Origin of the sequence: Salinibacterium sp. PAMC 21357 (genome assembly GCF_000247645.1) — a bacterium.
Classification (GTDB): domain Bacteria; phylum Actinomycetota; class Actinomycetes; order Actinomycetales; family Microbacteriaceae; genus Rhodoglobus.
Genome location: NZ_AHWA01000002.1, coordinates 512,804 through 530,137, shown reverse-complemented (window position 1 = coordinate 530,137; position 17,334 = coordinate 512,804). Strand labels below are relative to the sequence as shown.

At 58.7% G+C, this 17,334-nt stretch carries 19 protein-coding genes; 17 read left to right on the top strand and 2 right to left on the bottom strand.

Features of this window, described 5'->3' with window-relative positions; all coding sequences use genetic code 11:
* The first annotated feature begins 210 nt into the window (after positions 1–210).
* The 14 genes from hrcA (at position 211) to leuA (ending at position 13,317) form a co-directional block, all read left to right on the top strand.
* A complete protein-coding gene (gene hrcA / locus ON14_RS02535) occupies positions 211–1,233 on the top strand; it encodes a heat-inducible transcriptional repressor HrcA (RefSeq protein WP_010202906.1) in 1,023 nt (340 codons plus the stop codon).
* Positions 1,234–1,256: 23 nt separating this feature from the next.
* Positions 1,257–2,357, top strand: coding sequence for a molecular chaperone DnaJ (gene dnaJ / locus ON14_RS02530; RefSeq protein ID WP_010202904.1), 1,101 nt, complete (start codon positions 1,257–1,259; stop codon positions 2,355–2,357).
* Between the two features lie 9 nt (positions 2,358–2,366).
* Complete coding sequence (locus tag ON14_RS02525) at positions 2,367–3,098, top strand: 16S rRNA (uracil(1498)-N(3))-methyltransferase (RefSeq protein ID WP_010202903.1); 732 nt, start codon at positions 2,367–2,369, stop codon at positions 3,096–3,098.
* Between the two features lie 17 nt (positions 3,099–3,115).
* On the top strand, positions 3,116–3,466 hold the full coding sequence (locus tag ON14_RS02520) for a histidine triad nucleotide-binding protein (protein WP_010202901.1): 351 nt from the start codon (positions 3,116–3,118) through the stop codon (positions 3,464–3,466).
* Positions 3,456–4,520 carry a PhoH family protein gene (locus tag ON14_RS02515; protein WP_010202900.1) on the top strand — a complete coding sequence of 355 codons (1,065 nt, stop codon included), beginning with the start codon at positions 3,456–3,458 and terminating at the stop codon, positions 4,518–4,520. Before ON14_RS02520 ends, ON14_RS02515 begins: the two co-directional genes overlap by 11 nt.
* 1 nt (position 4,521) lies before the next feature.
* Positions 4,522–4,983, top strand: coding sequence for an rRNA maturation RNase YbeY (ybeY, locus tag ON14_RS02510; RefSeq protein ID WP_010202896.1), 462 nt, complete (start codon positions 4,522–4,524; stop codon positions 4,981–4,983).
* A 6-nt stretch (positions 4,984–4,989) separates the two neighbouring features.
* Positions 4,990–6,300 (top strand): hemolysin family protein, encoded by a 1,311-nt coding sequence (locus ON14_RS02505; RefSeq protein ID WP_010202895.1) that lies wholly within the window; start codon positions 4,990–4,992, stop codon positions 6,298–6,300.
* On the top strand, positions 6,297–7,196 hold the full coding sequence (era, locus tag ON14_RS02500; RefSeq protein WP_010202893.1) for a GTPase Era: 900 nt from the start codon (positions 6,297–6,299) through the stop codon (positions 7,194–7,196). Before ON14_RS02505 ends, era begins: the two co-directional genes overlap by 4 nt.
* Positions 7,197–7,293: 97 nt before the next feature.
* Positions 7,294–8,454, top strand: coding sequence for a sensor histidine kinase (locus ON14_RS02495; RefSeq protein ID WP_026037486.1), 1,161 nt, complete (start codon positions 7,294–7,296; stop codon positions 8,452–8,454).
* The gene (locus tag ON14_RS02490; protein WP_010202889.1) at positions 8,451–9,098 is read left to right on the top strand and encodes a response regulator; all 648 of its coding nucleotides are present in this window, start codon (positions 8,451–8,453) and stop codon (positions 9,096–9,098) included. Before ON14_RS02495 ends, ON14_RS02490 begins: the two co-directional genes overlap by 4 nt.
* A gap of 73 nt (positions 9,099–9,171) precedes the next feature.
* Entirely contained in the window at positions 9,172–9,933 is a 762-nt protein-coding gene (locus tag ON14_RS02485) for an ABC transporter ATP-binding protein (RefSeq protein ID WP_010202888.1), read from the top strand.
* Positions 9,930–10,796, top strand: a complete 867-nt coding sequence (locus tag ON14_RS16070; protein WP_050992980.1) for an FtsX-like permease family protein — start codon at positions 9,930–9,932, stop codon at positions 10,794–10,796. The genes ON14_RS02485 and ON14_RS16070 overlap by 4 nt, the downstream gene beginning before the upstream one ends.
* Before the next feature lie 32 nt (positions 10,797–10,828).
* Complete coding sequence (locus tag ON14_RS16065; protein WP_237719657.1) at positions 10,829–11,329, top strand: ABC transporter permease; 501 nt, start codon at positions 10,829–10,831, stop codon at positions 11,327–11,329.
* A gap of 206 nt (positions 11,330–11,535) precedes the next feature.
* Positions 11,536–13,317, top strand: coding sequence for a 2-isopropylmalate synthase (gene leuA / locus ON14_RS02475; protein WP_010202887.1), 1,782 nt, complete (start codon positions 11,536–11,538; stop codon positions 13,315–13,317).
* 115 nt (positions 13,318–13,432) lie between these two features.
* Here the strand turns inward: leuA and ON14_RS02470 are convergent, their stop codons facing one another.
* The gene (locus ON14_RS02470) at positions 13,433–14,089 is read right to left on the bottom strand and encodes a trimeric intracellular cation channel family protein (protein WP_010202885.1); all 657 of its coding nucleotides are present in this window, start codon (positions 14,087–14,089) and stop codon (positions 13,433–13,435) included.
* A 435-nt stretch (positions 14,090–14,524) separates the two neighbouring features.
* Between ON14_RS02470 and ON14_RS02465 the strand changes: the two genes are divergently transcribed.
* Positions 14,525–14,794: a hypothetical protein gene (locus tag ON14_RS02465; protein ID WP_010202883.1), complete on the top strand. Its 270-nt coding sequence runs from the start codon at positions 14,525–14,527 to the stop codon at positions 14,792–14,794.
* On the opposite strand, the gene ON14_RS02460 is transcribed toward ON14_RS02465, so the two are convergent.
* A complete protein-coding gene (locus tag ON14_RS02460; protein WP_010202880.1) occupies positions 14,791–15,582 on the bottom strand; it encodes an SDR family oxidoreductase in 792 nt (263 codons plus the stop codon). The two genes, ON14_RS02465 and ON14_RS02460, sit on opposite strands and share 4 nt — an antisense overlap.
* 157 nt (positions 15,583–15,739) lie before the next feature.
* Between ON14_RS02460 and recO the strand changes: the two genes are divergently transcribed.
* A complete protein-coding gene (gene recO, locus ON14_RS02455) occupies positions 15,740–16,468 on the top strand; it encodes a DNA repair protein RecO (protein ID WP_010202877.1) in 729 nt (242 codons plus the stop codon).
* Positions 16,465–17,277: an isoprenyl transferase gene (locus ON14_RS02450; RefSeq protein ID WP_010202876.1), complete on the top strand. Its 813-nt coding sequence runs from the start codon at positions 16,465–16,467 to the stop codon at positions 17,275–17,277. Before recO ends, ON14_RS02450 begins: the two co-directional genes overlap by 4 nt.
* The last annotated feature ends 57 nt before the right edge of the window (positions 17,278–17,334 follow it).

Sequence of the window (17,334 nt, the reverse complement as noted above, 5' to 3'; positions counted from 1 at the left end):
GTTCGTGCCTTTCAGGTGAACGAGGGAACTTCCCGGGTTTCATCAAAGTGCTCGGTGTCACACCTGAGCATTTCCACAAAAAGGTAGCGCTCAAGTACAAAGACACGCTAGCGCGAATGAGTTGCGCGGTGCAACGGTTGTGTCACAGAGTGTCGAGTAAGATTGGCAGTCGAACGGATTGAGTGCCAATCAAGAGAGGTGGGTGGTGGAATGGTTTCCGCCCGCGGACTTGACGTGCTTCGAGTCATTGTGCAGGACTACGTTGCTACGCGCGAGCCTGTCGGATCGAAGTCGATTGTGGAACGCCACTCCTTCGGGGTGTCTGCGGCCACAATTCGTAACGACATGGTTTTGCTTGAGGATGAAGAGCTGATTGCCGCTCCTCATACCTCCTCTGGGCGTGTGCCGACCGATAAGGGCTACCGGGTGTTCGTGGATCACCTTGCTGACCTGCGCCCTCTCACGAGCGCACAGCGCCAAGCAATTGAGTCATTCCTGGGCCAGGCCGACGATCTAGATGACGTTCTTGCCCGAACCGTTCGGATGCTGTCGCAGTTGACCAACAGCGTTGCGCTGGTTCAATATCCCTCGCTCGCGACTGCTCGCGTGCGGCATATCGAGCTAGTGCCGCTAAACGCTTCCCGGGTGATGACGGTGTTTATTACTGACTCCGGCCTCGTTGAGCAGCGGCAGATCGAAATTTCAGAGGTACTAGATGACACATTCCTCGGGGAGATGCGCGCGAAGCTAAACTCAGCGCTCAACGGGCAATCCCTTCCCGAAGCAGCCGAGAGACTCGCAACTTTTGCTGATTTGTTTACTGTTGAGCGCCAGGCGGTCGTCAGTCAGGTGGCATCCAGTCTCATGGAGCAAGTTTTGGCAAACCGCCATGACAAACTTGTTTTAGCGGGCACAGCAAACCTTGCACGAACTGAGCAAGACTTCTCAGGCAGCATTTTTCCGGTGCTGGAGGCAATAGAAGAGCAAGTAACGTTGTTACGCCTCTTTGGGGAGATGCAAGTAACCAGTGGGTCTGTTTCGACTCGCATTGGGCGTGAAAACGCAGAATTTGGACTTGAAGAGACGTCCGTCGTTACGGGTGGGTATTCCTCGTCGGGCGGCGGGGTCGCGCGACTGGGTGTGCTGGGCCCGACTCGCATGGATTACTCGAACAATATGGCAGCGGTTCGCGCGGTAGCGCGTTACCTGTCACGACTTTTAGAAGAAAACTGAGCTCGTAAGGAGCAATCGGAACTTTGGCAGATCACTATGAAGCACTCGGCGTTGCCCGCGAGGCCACGCCTGAAGAAATCAAGAAGGCGTACCGCAAGCTCGCTCGCGAGTTGCACCCCGACGTAAACCCGAGTGCCGACGCGTCAGAGCGTTTCAAGTCGGTTACACACGCCTATGACGTCTTGAGCGATCCCCAGCAGCGCCAGCAGTACGACATGGGCGGCAGCGGCGGCAGTTTTGGCGGTGGTTTCGGCGGGTTCGGCGACATCTTCGAAACGTTCTTCGGCGGTGGTGGCGGCGGTCAATCTGTTGGTCCCCGCTCGCGTCGTGAGCGCGGCCAAGACGCTCTATTGCGTGTTGAGGTTAGTTTAAAAGACACCATTTTCGGCGTTTCGCGCGACCTCGAGGTCAACACCGCGGTCTTGTGTGAGACCTGCGAGGGCAACTGTTCCGCGCCAGGTAGCTCGCCGGTTCGCTGTGACATTTGTCAGGGCAGCGGCCAGATTCAGCGCCAGGTGCGCAGCCTTCTCGGCAACGTCATGACGTCGAGCCCGTGTGGCACCTGCCGCGGTTATGGCAACATCATCGTCAACCCGTGCGCCACGTGCGCCGGTCAGGGTCGCGTTCGTGCGCAGCGCACTATTTCGGTCGACATCCCCGCTGGCGTCGAAACTGGATTGCGTCTGCAAATGCCTGGCCAAGGCGAAGTTGGGCCGGCCGGTGGGCCGAATGGCGACCTCTTCCTGGAGATGAAGGTGCGTCATCACGACGTCTTTAGCCGCTCAGACGATGACTTGCTTGCCACCGTTGAGGTTCAGATGATCGACGCGATCTTGGGTACCACGGTCACTCTTGATGGGTTGGACGACAAGGTTGAGGTCAGTATCAAACCGGGTACACAAGCCGGCGAGGTGCTGACGGTCAAGGAGCGGGGCATCACGAGCCTGCGCGGTGGCGGTCGAGGCGATTTGCGCTTGGGCATTCAGGTCGTCACCCCCACCAAGTTGAGCGGTGCCGAACAGACTTTGATCAAGCAGCTCGCCGCAATTCGCAAGTCCAAGGCGCCAGAGTTTGCCGAGTTCCATCAAGGACTGTTCGCGAAGCTTCGCGACCGGTTCCTGTAGGAAAACGCTGTGGCTCATCTTTATATCGATGAAGAACTCGACGACGCTAAGGTCGGCGATACCGTCTCGCTGACCAAAGCTGAGGCGCGCCATGCGGTCACGGTGTCGCGGCTCGCGGTTGGCGAAACTATCGCGATCAGCAACGGTGCCGGGCTCACAGTTTCTGGGCCAATCACGGTTGCGGAGCATACCGAGCTCAGCATCGTTGTCGCCGAACTTAGCCGCACGGAGCGACGCACTCCGGCAGTGTTTCTTGCCCAAGCGCTCGCTAAGGCAGATCGGGATGAGTTGGCAGTGCAAGTAGCCACTGAACTCGGCATCGATGGCGTAATTCCGTGGTCAGCGTCGCGCAGCATTTCGCGTTGGCAAGGGACAAAAGTTGTTAAGGGTCGTGACCGCTGGGCCGCAATTGTGCGTGAGGCGAGCAAACAATCCCTGCGCACTTGGCTACCCGATGTGCTGGATCTCGTGACGACAAAGCAGCTTGCTGCCTTTGCTTCGAGCACCCGGATGCTCGTCCTTGAGCCCACGGCAACAGAAACTCTGGCTGACCTCGTCGTTGATGATCGCGACATTGTGCTCGTTGTCGGGCCAGAGGGCGGCGTGGCTGACCATGAGTTGGAGCTCTTGACGGCGGCAGGAGCATCCACCGTTCGCTTGGGCAGTGAAGTTCTGCGCACGTCAACTGCCGGCCCCGCCGCACTTGCGGTGTTGAATGTAAAACTTGGCCGTTGGAGCTAGAGGTTTAGGCTAGAGCCATGTCTGATTCCCCCTCGATCTTCACGAAGATCATCGCTCGCGAGATTCCCGCGGATATTGTCTTCGAGTCAGATTCCGTCATCGCCTTTCGCGACATCGCGCCCCAAGCGCCAGTACACCTGCTCGTAGTTCCTAAAACAGAGCAGTTTGCGAATGTTGCGCAACTGGCCGCTGGCAACCCTGAGCTGCTCGCCGAGCTTGTCTCGGTGGCGCAACAACTCGCTGATGAACACACGAATAGCGAGTTTCGTTTGATTTTCAATACCGGTGAAAGCGCCGGTCAAACAGTGTTCCACGTTCATGCTCATGTGCTCGGTGGACACCTCGAGGAAGGCACCCTTGGTCACTAGTGACTCTGAGTCCGCACGCACTGAAAAAGCACTATCCGACGAGCGCGAAAGCGTTGCGATTGAAGTGGATGGCGTCGCGATGGTGCGGCTGCTTGGCCCTCATGATCGATTGCTTCGCGTCGTGGAGAGCAAGTTTCCCGACGTCGAAATACATGTTCGCGGAAACGAGATCACTCTGACTGGTGACCGCGACTCGGTTGCGGCAGCGGAAGAGCTCGTCGATGAACTAATCGCGATGGTTCGCGACGGTCATGACCTCGGTACCCAGGATGTCGAGTCGTCGGCCAGCATTCTGCGCCAGAATCAGGGCAGCCCGAAGACTCTGCTCGGCCAAACAATTCTTACCGCTCGAGGCAAAGCAATTCGGCCTAAAACCTTGGGCCAGTCGCAGTACGTCGAAGCGATGGACAACAACACCATTGTGTTCGGAATCGGTCCGGCCGGAACGGGTAAAACCTATCTAGCAATGGCCAAAGCTGTTCAGGCTTTGCAGCGCAAAGAAGTTGACCGCATTATCCTCAGTCGTCCGGCAATTGAAGCGGGGGAGCGACTGGGGTTCTTGCCTGGCTCGCTGACCGACAAGATCGATCCGTACCTTCGACCGCTCTACGACGCGCTCAACGACATGATGGATCCCGAACTGGTTCCCAAACTGTTAGCGGCAGGCACCGTTGAAGTCGCGCCTCTCGCCTACATGCGTGGCCGCACTCTCAACAAGTCCTTTGTCGTTCTCGATGAAGCCCAAAACACCACGCCAGAGCAGATGAAGATGTTTCTGACCCGCTTGGGGTTCGACTCCAAGATGGTCATCACTGGCGACGTTACGCAGGTCGACCTGCCCGAAGGAGCGAGTGGGCTCAAGCTCGTCTCGAACGTGCTGCGAGATATCGACGACATCCACTTTGCCGAACTCACGAGCGCAGACGTCGTGCGTCACACGCTCGTCGGCAAGATTGTCGACGCCTACACGACCTATGACGCGGAAAAACAGCGCGATGAGTACAACAGCAAGAACCGACCGCGAGCTCGCAGCCGCAATCACGAGGGACGATAGCGTGTCAATTGAAATCAACAACGAGTCAGAGATTGACGTAGACGAGCACGCGTTCCAGCGTTTGTGCACCTTCGCTCTTGACCAGCTTCACGTTCACCCGGATGCCGAACTTGGCATAGTTTTCGTCGACGAAGCCGCCATGGAACAACTCCACGTTCAATGGATGGACGAACCGGGCCCCACCGACGTGCTGAGTTTCCCCATGGATGAACTGCGCCCCGGCACCGAAGCTCACCAGACGCCAGCCGGGCTGCTCGGCGACATCGTGGTGTGCCCTCAGGTTGCGATTGCGCAGGCCGAGACGGCCGGACATCCGCCACTGGAAGAAATGTTATTGCTGACGACCCACGGGTTGCTGCACCTACTCGGATTCGATCATGCTGAGCCAGAAGAGGAAAAAGAGATGTTCGGCCTGCAGCGCGAAATTCTGTCGGGCTTCGCCCTTGCTGAACGAAGCAGGTAGCCGCTCATGGTGAATGGCATCTTCATCACCGTGGCGATTTTGCTGGTTTCGCTCGGTGGTTTGCTCGCTGCTGCCGACTCTGCGCTCACAGTACTCAGTAGAAGCGACCTCGTTGAGCTTGCCGGTCGTAGTCGTGCCAAAAAACAAATTTTGGCGATCTCGCATGATTTGGGCGCTCACTTCAATGCGCTGAACTTCATGCGAATTGTGCTCGAAACCACCTCCGCCGTGCTCGTGACACTCGTGTTCGCTTCACTCTTCGAGCAATGGTGGCTGGCGCTACTGGTCAGCGCGCTGATCATGACCGGAGCGTCCTTCGTTCTCGTTGGATCGAGCCCCCGCAGCGTTGGGCGCGCACACTCGCGCAAGGTCGTTCAAATTGCGGCGCCACTGGTGCGAGGCATCCGAGTAATTTTGGGCCCGATCGCTGATGCGCTTGTCGCTCTCGGCAACCGTGTGACTCCGGGGCGACCGCGAACAGCAACGTTTTCCAGCGAAGAACAATTGCTGAGCATGGTGGATGAAGCGACCGAACATGAAGTTCTGGATCAAGACGATCGCGACCTCATCCACTCGATTTTCGAATTCAACAACACTGTTGTGCGTGAAGTAATGATTCCGCGCACGGACATGGTGACCGTGGATGCTGATGTGACGGCCAGCGCTGCGATGGGGTTGTTTCTCAGTCGTGGCGTTTCACGAGTGCCGGTAATCGGTGAAGATATTGACCAGGTCATGGGGGTGCTTTACCTTCGCGACGTCGCTCGTGTCGTGTATGAACAACCCATTGAGGCCGACAAGCTGACGACCCAAGAACTGGCGCGGCCCGCCCTATTCGTGCCGGAATCTCAGCGAGCCGACAGTTTGTTGCGCCAAATGCAGCTCGAATCGAACCACCTCGCGATGGTGGTGGATGAGTACGGCGGCATCGCAGGGCTAGTCTCATTGGAAGACCTCATTGAAGAACTCGTCGGAGATATCTCTGACGAGTACGATCGCGAAGTCGCCGAATTCGAAGAACTTGCCGATGGCAAGTTCCGAGTAAGTGCTCGATTGCCGATCGACGAACTGGGAGACCTGTTCGGGCTCGAGCTTGATGATGACGAGGTCGACTCTGTTGGCGGTCTGATCATGAAGACCCTAGGCCGGCTGCCCGAGAGCGGTGCGGTAGCGCACTATTCCGGCCTTGTTCTCACCGCAGAACGCACCGAAGGGCGGCGTAAACGCATCAGCACGGTGCTCGTTGCCAAAGACCCTTCCCTAGACAATCAGCACGAATCAATCTCGAATGAACGAGAGAACGGTGAATCACAGTGACCGACGCCAGTGAGTTCAGATCAGGATTTGTGACCTTTGTAGGTCGGCCCAACGTGGGAAAATCGACCCTCACCAACGCGCTGGTGGGTGAAAAGGTTGCGATCACTTCGTCGAAGCCCCAAACAACGCGGCGCGCAATTCGCGGAATTGTGCACCGCAGCGATGGCCAACTAATCATCGTCGACACCCCCGGAATGCACCGGCCGCGGACCCTTCTCGGCGAACGACTCAACTCGATCGTGCAAGACACCCTCGGTGAAGTTGACGTGATTGGCCTCTGCATTCCCGCGAACGAAAAAATTGGTCCAGGAGACCGTTACATCAACGAACAGCTTGACTCGTTTCCGCGGGCCAAGAAGGTGGCCATCGTCACCAAGATCGACGCGTCGTCGCGCCCCGGCGTTGCTGAGCAGCTGCGGGCGGTGAGTGAACTGCGCGATTGGGATGAGATCATCCCGATCTCGTCATTTGACAGCATTCAGCTCGATATTTTGTCTACTGAACTTGTGAAGCTGATGCCGGTTTCGCAGGCGCTCTATCCGGATGACGCCGTCACCGACGAGTCGACCGAATCGCGCGTGGCAGAGCTTATTCGCGAAGCCGCGCTCGAGGGAGTTATGGATGAATTGCCGCACTCCATTGCCGTCACTATCGACGACATGATCGAGCGCGAAGACAAAGATCTCCTCGAAGTATTTGCGAATATCTTTGTTGAGCGTGACAGCCAAAAGGGCATCATCATCGGCAAGGGCGGCGAACGACTGCAGGATGTCGGCGCGCGTGCGCGCAAGGAGATCGAGAAGCTTGTCGGTAAGCAGATTTTCTTGTCGTTGAGGGTGAAGGTCGCCAAAGAGTGGCAGCGAGACTCGAAGCAGTTGGGTCGTCTCGGCTTTTAACATCCGGCAGCACCTGTCATACCTCTGAAGGATGATTTCTTAGGCCGACAGGCTCACGTTGTGTCTCAGACAGTGTGGCCAGCGTAGCGTTGTGATCATGATTCGACAGCTCTCGCGTGGCGCCCTCATCGGTGATGTGAGCATCGCGCTTGTCGTGGTGGTATTGCGTTTTCTCCTTGGTGTCGAGCATGCGTCATCGTGGGTGATCGTTCTCCTCTTCGGTGTTGCTCTTGCCCTTCGTCGGTTGAGTCCAGGTTTGGCGTTGACTGTTGCGTGGGTGAGCGCTCTCCTTCAAATCGCCTGGCTGTTACCCGTCGACCCGATCAACTTTTTGATTGTGGCAGTGCTTTTTGCGGCCGCTAGGTATGGCAGTTCGCGAGTGCGACGACTGGCGCTTGCCTCAGTCTTTGCCGGAGCAGCAATCGGCGCTGTGTACCTCACGGGCACTACGGGCAGCGCACTCGGCACTGTCGATGTGCAGCCATTTGTATGGCCGCTGAGCTCAGTGATGATCTTCGACTTTGTGGTCTTTGTTATCGCCATGCTCGCGCTTCTTGGCCTTGGCTGGACGGCGGGGTTGCTGGCGCGAACCCAGGCAGTGGCGCGTGAGAATAAGCAGGCGCGCGCGGTCGCCGAGCAGGTCGCCACGGTGGAACTTGAACGCAACCAGATCGCACGCGACATGCACGACGTGGTTGCCCATTCGCTCGCGGTCGTGATTGCGCAGGCCGATGGAGCTCGTTACGCCGCCGCAGCCGACCCTGGTTCCGTCGACAACGCGCTCTCCACGATTTCTGGTACTGCACGAGAGGCATTGGCCGATGTGCGGCTCCTGTTGGGGCAGTTGCGGCACCGTCAGAGCGCTGGGCCGCAGCCCGGCCTCGCCGACATCCCCCTATTGGTCGAACAAATGCGGTCGGCTGGATTGCTTCTGGAGGTAGACCAGCAGGGAGAATCTTTGGTCATTTCGTCAGGGCAACAGATTGCGCTCTACCGAATTGCTCAAGAAGCTTTGACCAATGCGTTGCGGCACGGTGAGCACGCGGTGCCAACGGAGCTCAGCATCCAGTGGGCTCAGAACGCGGTAGTCATGTCAGTAGCGAACGACTGCACCACGAACGACACCGACGCTGGGGTCCACGTTGGCCACGGTTTGGTGGGAATGAGAGAGCGAGCTCATTTAGCTGGCGCCGAGTTCAGCGCTGGCAGTCACGGCGATCAGTTCGTTGTGCGCGTCAGAATGGCGGCGACGGCGTGAACCGTATTCGGGTGGCGCTGGTCGATGACCAGTCACTATTCAGAGCGGGCATCCGGATGCTTGTCTCCTCGCAGCCGGACCTCGAATGTGTGGGGGAGGCGAGTAATGGCGCTGAAGCGATCGGCATGGTCGAAGCCGCACAACCCGATGTTGTCTTGATGGACATTCGCATGCCGGTGATGGATGGAATCGAATCGACGAAGTCGATCCTTTCTGCCGCCATCGACAATCGGCCGCGAATAATTGTGCTCACGACGTTCGACCTCGATGAAGCCGCCGCCAGAGCGATCCGCGCCGGAGCAAGCGGTTTTGTGCTTAAAGATGCCGACCCTGAGTTCTTGCTGGCGGCCATCCGCACCGTGCACTCCGGCACTAGCGTGATCGCCGCCGCAGCCACGAGAGAGCTGTTTGAACACTTTGGTTCAGCACCACAGAAACGTCCGGCGTCGTTTGAATCACTCACCGCTAGAGAGCATGAAATCTTTCTTCTTGCCGTACGCGGTCTGAGCAACGCCGAAATTGCGCGGACCGAGTTCCTGAGTGAAGCAACAGTCAAAACGCATGTCAGCCGAATTCTTACCAAGCTGTCGCTACGTGATCGCGTTCAGCTCGTCGTCTTTGCGTATGAAAATGGACTTACGTGAGTCATCCTTGAGGATGATGTGAAGCACCCGCCCGGCCGATTCGTCATCTGGGCGCTGGCGACAGAGTTGAAGCATGAACATTTCACCAGACAACTCGGGTCTTGTCGCTCGGGTCGAGAACCTCTCTAAGTCCTACGGCTCGGCCTCCACCAGCGTTATCGCACTCAGCGAAATCTCGGTCGGCATTCGTGCCGGTGAATTTACCGCGATCATGGGGCCAAGTGGGTCGGGCAAGTCGACCCTCATGCACATAATGGCCGGTCTCGACACCGCAACCTCGGGTCGGGTGTGGCTGCGTGAGGCCGAGATCACCCATCTGGATGACACCGCACTGACGATGATTCGCCGCCGCCGCGTGGGATTCGTATTTCAATCATTCAATCTCGTGCCCACCCTCGATATCGAGCAGAACATCCTGCTTCCGTTCCAACTCGACGGGCGTGCACCTTCGACCACAGAACGGGGGTGGATCGACGAACTCATCGGATCGCTGGGACTCACTGAACGACTTCGTCATCGCCCCCACGAACTTTCTGGCGGCCAACAACAGCGCGTCGCGATAGCCCGAGCATTGGGCTCCCGGCCTGAGCTTGTATTTGCTGACGAGCCAACGGGAAACCTCGACTCACGAACCGGGCGAGAAGTTCTCTCGCTGCTGGCTGCAGCGAGCACCACGTACGGGCAGAGCATCGCCATGGTGACCCACGACCCTATTGCCGCCAGTTACGCAGACCGCATCATCTTCCTGGCTGATGGTCAAATTGTGGATGACCGTGGGCGATCAAGCGCTGCAGAGATCAGTCAGCTCATGCTCGAGATGGAGAGCGCATCATGAGGTTATTGAGTCTGCGTGAACACACGTCGAGCATTGTTGTTGCCGCCCTCAGTAGCGCATTCGGCGTCGCACTGCTCCAATTGACGAACAATATGGCGGTTGCCCTCACTCGTGATGACGAATTCGGGCAAGCCGCACTACTCGCCCTCATGCTGAACATGCTCGCGGTCGTGTTCATTGCCATTTCCGTCTACGTCGGCGCAATTGTGACAGCGAACGCATTTTCGACCATTATCGCTGGGCGAACACGCACGATTGCGCTGGTGCGTCTCATTGGTGGAAGCGCGCGTAGTCAACGCAGACAAATTGCCGGCGAAGGGCTAATGGTCGGTGTGATCGGCTCTCTTGTGGGCGCGGGAGCGGGAATAGTCGCCGCCGCGGGAATCTTCCAGTTTGCTCAAGGCGCGGATGCCTTGCCGGCCATAAACTACAGCTACTTCGATCTGATTGCTTTGGCGCCCATCGTCGGAGTGATCGTCACCACCTGGGCGGCGGCGTGGGCGGGCTCCCGCCGAGTGCTCAGCGTGACGCCAATGCAGGCGCTTGGCGCCTCCGTCGACTCAATCGATGACTCACCGACGCACAGCATCCGCCGGCTTGCACTCTCAACCGTGATGGTGGGGATCGGTCTGGGGCTCACCGTCGTGGGGATGCTCGTGGGCCTGACGTTTGCGCCCGGAGTATTGATCTCACTCGTCGGCGGCATAATTTCGTTCACTGGCTTCGTCCTCGGAGCACAATTCGTGATGCCTCAGGTGCTTCGATTCATCGGAGCACGAATCGGGCGCGGCTCAGCGGCACGCTCGCTGCAGAAAATTCGGTGCGGTACCCAGAGCGCAGCACGCGGATCACCACGGGGCTAGTCATCGGAATCACTCTGGTTACCATGCTCGCCGTGGCCACAGAAACTTTCAAGCACATGCTAATGCTGTCCCCGAGCTTTGACAGTGCAGATTCGGCGGCACTTGACGACTCGCTAGCCGCTGTCGTCGCAACCTTCTCGATCCTCATCGGTTTCAGCGCCGTGATCGCCGCGGTGGGGCTTGTCAACAGCCTGTCTTTGAGTATCGTCCAGCGCACTCGCGAGTTGGGACTCTTGCGCGCACTGGGCTTTACCGCAGCACAGGTACGGTCGATGATCCGCCTCGAGAGTGCTCAACTCACGATCGCGGCGAGCGTGGTCGGGCTAGCACTCGGTACGTTCTACGGTTGGGCGGGAGCGCAGTCGCTGCTCGGTTCACTGTCTGGTCAGCCTGGATTTGTGCTACCGATGGTTCCGTGGTGGATTCTCGTGGTGGTCGCCGCACTCGCTGCGGTCTTGGCTTTCGTCGCGTCAATTTCGCCCATCCGTCGCGTCATCAGGATCACTCCGGTAGAAGCACTCGCAATCGACTAAGGATTCCGGCTGGCGGTAACGGTTCGGGAACCACTGGTTCGCCCCGGCTCGTGCAGTGCTATTCTGAAATGGTGTTGTTCGGTCTGCTCCTCCTTAGCTGCCGCGACGAGTCCTAATTCAGGCCTCACTCGTCGCGGAGTTTGTCATTGGCTGACCAGATTCGTAACGAGTGGCTCACAAGGCCTTGAGAACAGCAGGAGCACCAAATGAAGAACAATCAGTCCGCATCCTCGATGCCGATCCACAAGTACCGTCCGTTTCACGAGATCATTTCTATCGATCTGCCGGACCGCACGTGGCCGTCGAAGCGCATCACCGAGGCACCCCGTTGGTGTGCAGTCGATTTGCGCGATGGTAACCAAGCGCTGATCGACCCCATGAGCCCTGAGCGCAAGCGGATCATGTTCGATCTGCTCGTCAAGATGGGCTACAAAGAGATCGAGGTTGGCTTCCCGTCGGCGAGTCAGACCGACTTCGATTTCGTCCGCTCGCTCATCGAGACGAATGCGATCCCGGATGACGTCACTATTCAGGTGCTCACCCAGGCTCGCGAAGAACTGATCGTGCGCACCTACGAATCGATCAAGGGCGCGAAGCAAGCGATCGTGCACCTCTACAACTCCACAAGTGTTCTGCAGCGCGATGTCGTGTTCCGCAAAGACAAGCAGGGCATCATCGATATCGCCCTCAACGGGGCTCGAATCTGCAAGGCATCCGAAGCGATGGTGCCCGAGACCGACGTCTACTACGAGTACTCGCCCGAGAGCTACACCGGAACCGAGCTCGAATTCGCGGTGGATATCTGTAATCAGGTGCTCGAAGTCTTCCAGCCCACACCAGAGCGCAAGGTCATCCTGAACCTGCCCGCTACTGTGGAAATGGCCACCCCCAACGTATATGCCGACTCCATTGAGTGGATGTCGCGCAACGTCAACCACCGCGAGAACGTCATCATCTCACTTCACCCGCACAACGACCGCGGAACGGGCATCGCTGCGGCGGAGCTCGGGTATATGGCCGGCGCCGACCGTATCGAAGGCTGCCTGTTCGGAAACGGTGAGCGCACCGGAAACGTCGACCTCATTGCTCTGGGCCTCAACCTGTTCACGCAGGGGATCGACCCGCAGATCGACTTCAGCGATCTCGACCAAATTCGCCGCACCGCCGAACACTGCAACCAGCTGAAGGTGCACGAGCGCAGCCCCTGGGCTGGTGACCTCGTCTACACCGCCTTCAGCGGATCGCACCAAGACGCCATCAAGAAAGGTTTCGAGTCGATGGCTGCTCAGGCCGAGCTCGAGGGCAAAGATGTCAACGACCTCGTATGGGCTGTTCCCTATCTGCCGATTGACCCGAAAGATGTCGGCCGCGGTTACGAAGCTGTTGTCCGCGTGAATTCTCAGTCGGGCAAAGGCGGCGTCGCCTACCTGCTCAAGGCCGATCACAGCCTCGACCTGCCGCGCAAACTGCAGATCGAATTCAGCGGTGTCGTGCAGTCCAAAACTGACTCCGAAGGTGGCGAAGTTTCGAGCGAGCAGATCTGGAGTTCATTCCAGGATGAGTACCTGCCAGCATCCGCCGATCACGCCGATCAAAAGTGGGGCCGCTACGAGCTGCTTTCTACTCGCACGACAAGCGCCAACGACGGTGAAGTCAGCCTCGAAGCGCGACTGCGAGTCGACGATACCGAGCTGGAGGCCGAGCACGTCGGAAACGGTCCGATCGACGCGTTCTTGGGCATGCTGTCCGCACAGGGTCAGGGCATCGGAGTGAAGCTCTACGACTACGTCGAGCACACCATGAGCGAGGGTAGCAATGCGCAGGCCGCGGCTTACGTCGAGCTCGACATCAACGGCCAACGCCTCTGGGGTGTTGGCATCGATGGAGACATCTCGCGGGCATCGCTCAAGGCAATCGTCTCAGCGGTGAACCGCTGGGTTCGCGCAAATCGCACCGCTGTTGAACCAGAATTGGTCGCCAGTAACTAACTTTGTAACTCAGGATCAGCCCCGCAACCCTGTGTTGCGGGGTTGACTGCGTTAACGACGCTCACGCAGTGACGTCAGACAGACCGTGCGGGTGGGACTGATTTTTCTGGCAGCACTACGGCCGCCGGAATTTAGGCATGCCGCTGATTGTGCGCTGTTCTGGCAGAGTCCAGTTGAAGAGCACAGCCAAGACGCGCACGCCTACCGTGAGTCCGACACAAATAGTGGCTGCGAGAAATACTGGGACGTCGAAACTTCGCATGATCACGAGACTGGTGGCGCCAGCGGTTGCAGCGACGGCGTAGAGCGAACCGACGTGCATGAGCGCGATCGGCATCGACAGGAGCATGTCGCGCAGGATCGATCCGCCGATCGCCGAGATTACTCCCACAAAGATTGCGGGAACCTCTGGCAGCCCCAGCGAGAGCGCTTTTGTGGTTCCGATAGCGCCGAAGAGTCCGATTGTGAGCGCATCGAGCACCGTGATAAGTGGCCCCAAGCGCGAAATGAGACGCTCAAGCAGCATCCCGAAGAGTGCAGCACCCGTTGCCACGATCAGATACCAGTTGGTGGTCAACACAGCGGGTACTTCGGAGAGCACGATGTCGCGGACCATGCCGCCGCCGAATCCCGTAGAGATGCCGATAATGGCGACTCCGAGCAGGTCTAGCCGGCGATCACGAAATTGGGACGCAAACATCGCACCCTGCATTGCGCCGACGCCGACGGCCAACAGTCCAGCCCACAGCGGGATCTCGAAAGTCTCATTCACGCACTATTCGTACCACGGCCGCCCCGCTGAACTCGGTTGTGTTGCAGGCAAGCCTGTAATGGCTGCGCTGCACAGCGCTGCACAGCGCTGCACAGCGCTGCACAGCGCTGCACAGCGCTGCACAGCGCTGCACAGCGGCGCACAGCGGCGCACAACGCTGCGCAGCTGGGCCAACAAACGTTCCCGGATCCCCCCTGCAGTGGCACGACACTGGGAAATTCAGGAGATTCGGCATTGCCAGGGCGCCGCTGCTCCTGAGTGCGGCTCGCTCCTCTCCCCACGCGCTCCGATTTCCTGAATTTCCGAGGAGGGGCGACGAGCAGCCTTCGTTTGGTGCATTGCGGTGACGGTGAATGGGGGTGCGGGACGGAGGCGCAGAACGGAGCTGCGGAACGGAGGTGCATCGCGAATAGTGGCAACTGATGAGATATCTCTATGGATTCGTCACTAAGCGTTCGTGAATTTGCCGATGCCGATGCCGAAAGTGGCACCGGCGTGCTCCACGCGGCCTATGCCGAGGTTGGCGCTCGGGGTTTGAACTACACCGCCGTCGATCAGGATTCGCACACAACACTCGTTCGAGCGCGTGGCGGTCAGTGCTGGGTTGTCGAGCGTGACGCGCGCATTGCCACGATCCAGTGGCCAGGTAAAACCTACGACAGCGTGGTGATGATCCGCCCGTTGGAGGCGCTCGCTGCCGACTAACTCGTGCCAGAACCGCGAAGCGAACCGGCAGCACCGGCAGCACCCGCAGCGCGGGCGTGGGCTTCGGCGTAGGCCGAAAACGGTATATTGCCGCCGCCGGGCAGTGACGCGAGGTGGACTCCGTGAGCAAAAGATCGGCCGACAGCGCCAAGAATGGGCAATGACCACACCGGTTTACGAAGCGAGTGGGCGGCGTTCCACTGCTGGGCGAGTTGGCGAAAGCTGAGCTGTCCGGGGCCGCCGAAGTCGTCTACCCGGCCGCTCGGCCCTGCATCCACTAGTTCGACAAGCCGGGCGGCGACTTCATCGACCGCCACCGGCTGCATCCGAAACGAGGGAACGACGGTGATGGGCAATCGGCGCTGAGCCGTAAAAAGGCGCGCTACGAAACTGTGGAACTGGGTGGCGCGAAGAATTGTGTACGGGGCTCCCGAGGCCGCTATGAATTGCTCGCTCAAGTGCTTGTCGCGATAGAAACCAAGGGAGTGTTTGTCGACTCCGACGATCGACATAAAGACCAGGTGTTCGATCGGATGTCCGGCGATTGCCCGCAGCAACTGTCGAGTCTGCTGCGAATCGTGAGTATTCGCTCCGGTCGCTAAGTGCACCACCGTCGTCACACCGGTGAGTGCAGCCGCGAGGCCGGCTCCGGTGCTGAGGTCGGCAACAACGCGGGCAGGGTCAGGGGCGGGTTGTCGGCTCAGCGCGCGCACATCATGCCCGGCCGCGGTGAGAAGCGAAACGGTCGGCCGACCGAGCGCGCCCGTTGCCCCGGTAACAAGAATCATCGTGTTCTCCCAGAAGCCGAAGACAAGTCCAGCGTAGGTACCCAGTTCTGCCTAAAACCTACTCCGACGCTGACTCATTTGCTGGAGAGGATTCCAATACGAGGGGCGTGCGGGCCGTCGCTCAGCAAACCGCAACATGCCGGGGGATACTTGAGGGGTGCCTACCTATCGTGATGAAGCCGTCGTGCTGCGCACCCACAAACTGGGTGAAGCTGACCGAATTGTCACGATGCTGTCGCGCGAGCATGGCAAGATTCGCGCGGTAGCCAAAGGAGTGCGCCGCACAGCCTCCAAGTTCGGAGCACGGCTGGAGCCTTTTATGGTTGCCGACATCCAGTGCTATATCGGGCGCAGCCTCGACATCATCCAGCAGGCAGAAACGTTGGGTTCGTACGGCTCGGAGATCACCGCTGACTATGCGAGCTATACGGCCGCTAGCGTGATGGTCGAGACGGCAGACAAAGTCACGGATGACGACGGCTCGCTTCAGCAGTACCTGCTGCTGGTGGGTGCGTTGCGGTCTCTCGCGCGGCGCGAGCACAATCCGAGTCTCACGCTTGATTCGTACCTATTACGGAGCCTGTCGATTGCGGGTTGGGCGCCGAGCTTCGTTGATTGTGCCGTCACCGGTGCTCCCGGACCGCATTCGGTCTTTGTGGCTCAGCTGGGTGGTGTGGTTGCTGATGAGGTTGCCCCGCCTGGTTCGCCCCGTCTGAGTTCTGAGACGTTAGAGCTTTTGGGTGCTTTGCTTGCGGGTTCGTGGGATGTGGCTGAAGCTTCTGATGAGCGCACGCGTTCTCAGGCCAGCGGTGTCGTTGCCGCGTATGCCCAATTTCATTTGGAGCGTAGTCTTCGTTCCATTCAGCATGTAGATCGGAGCGCATGAGCCGCGTAGCAAAAACTCATAAAGATGCTGTGGAGTTTCGTCCGTTGGATTGGACGGGTCTTCAGCCGCCAACGCTGCCTAAGGGCGCGGTTCCTGAGCACATCGCGATTGTCATGGACGGCAATGGTCGCTGGGCTAATGCTCGCGGGCTGACTCGGGTCGAAGGTCACAAGGCGGGGGAGGCGAGCCTGCTTGATGTTGTGGCTGGCGCGATCCAAATCGGTGTGAAGCATGTCAGCGTCTATGCGTTCTCGACGGAGAACTGGAGCCGTTCACCCGAAGAGGTGCGCTTTCTTATGGGCTTCAACCGTGACGTTTTGCACCGTCGCCGCGATCAACTCAACGAGTGGGGTGTGCGTGTGCGGTGGGCTGGGCGGCGCCCGCGGCTGTGGACGTCGGTTATCAAGGAGTTGCAATTCGCTGAGAAGCTCACGGAGAAGAACAGCACTTTGACGCTCACGATGTGTGTGAACTATGGCGGTCGTACCGAGATTGCGGATGCCGTGCGGTCGATTGCTGATGATGTTGCGGCGGGCAAGCTGAAGCCGTCTGCTGTCTCTGAGAAGCTCATCCAGAAACGTCTTTATCAGCCGCAGCTTCCGGATGTTGACCTGTTTGTGCGGTCGTCGGGCGAGCAGCGGATGAGCAACTTCATGCCCTGGCAGAGCGCTTATGCCGAGATGGTGTTTTTGGATACGCTGTGGCCTGATTTCACGCGTGAGCAGTTGTGGCAGGCGATCGAGATTTATGCTCGTCGCACGCGTCGTTTTGGTGGAGCTGTTGATGCTCCGGACACCCCTTCCCTCTAGCCTCGCACCGTTTTGGTCAGGCTGACTTTAAGGTGTATTCTGTGTTCGGGTCAGTAT

Bases quoted from the DNA above. Each gene is read 5' to 3' on its own strand.
- hrcA (WP_010202906.1), top strand. From the start codon at position 211: ATGGTTTCCGCCCGCGGACTTGACGTGCTTCGAGTCATTGTGCAGGAC.
- ON14_RS02520 (WP_010202901.1), top strand. From the start codon at position 3,116: ATGTCTGATTCCCCCTCGATCTTCACGAAGATCATCGCTCGCGAGATT.
- ON14_RS02505 (WP_010202895.1), top strand. From the start codon at position 4,990: ATGGTGAATGGCATCTTCATCACCGTGGCGATTTTGCTGGTTTCGCTC.
- ON14_RS02495 (WP_026037486.1), top strand. From the start codon at position 7,294: ATGATTCGACAGCTCTCGCGTGGCGCCCTCATCGGTGATGTGAGCATC.
- ON14_RS02485 (WP_010202888.1), top strand. From the start codon at position 9,172: ATGAACATTTCACCAGACAACTCGGGTCTTGTCGCTCGGGTCGAGAAC.
- ON14_RS16070 (WP_050992980.1), top strand. From the start codon at position 9,930: ATGAGGTTATTGAGTCTGCGTGAACACACGTCGAGCATTGTTGTTGCC.
- leuA (WP_010202887.1), top strand. From the start codon at position 11,536: ATGAAGAACAATCAGTCCGCATCCTCGATGCCGATCCACAAGTACCGT.
- ON14_RS02465 (WP_010202883.1), top strand. From the start codon at position 14,525: ATGGATTCGTCACTAAGCGTTCGTGAATTTGCCGATGCCGATGCCGAA.
- ON14_RS02460 (WP_010202880.1), bottom strand. From the start codon at position 15,582: ATGATTCTTGTTACCGGGGCAACGGGCGCGCTCGGTCGGCCGACCGTT.
- ON14_RS02450 (WP_010202876.1), top strand. From the start codon at position 16,465: ATGAGCCGCGTAGCAAAAACTCATAAAGATGCTGTGGAGTTTCGTCCG.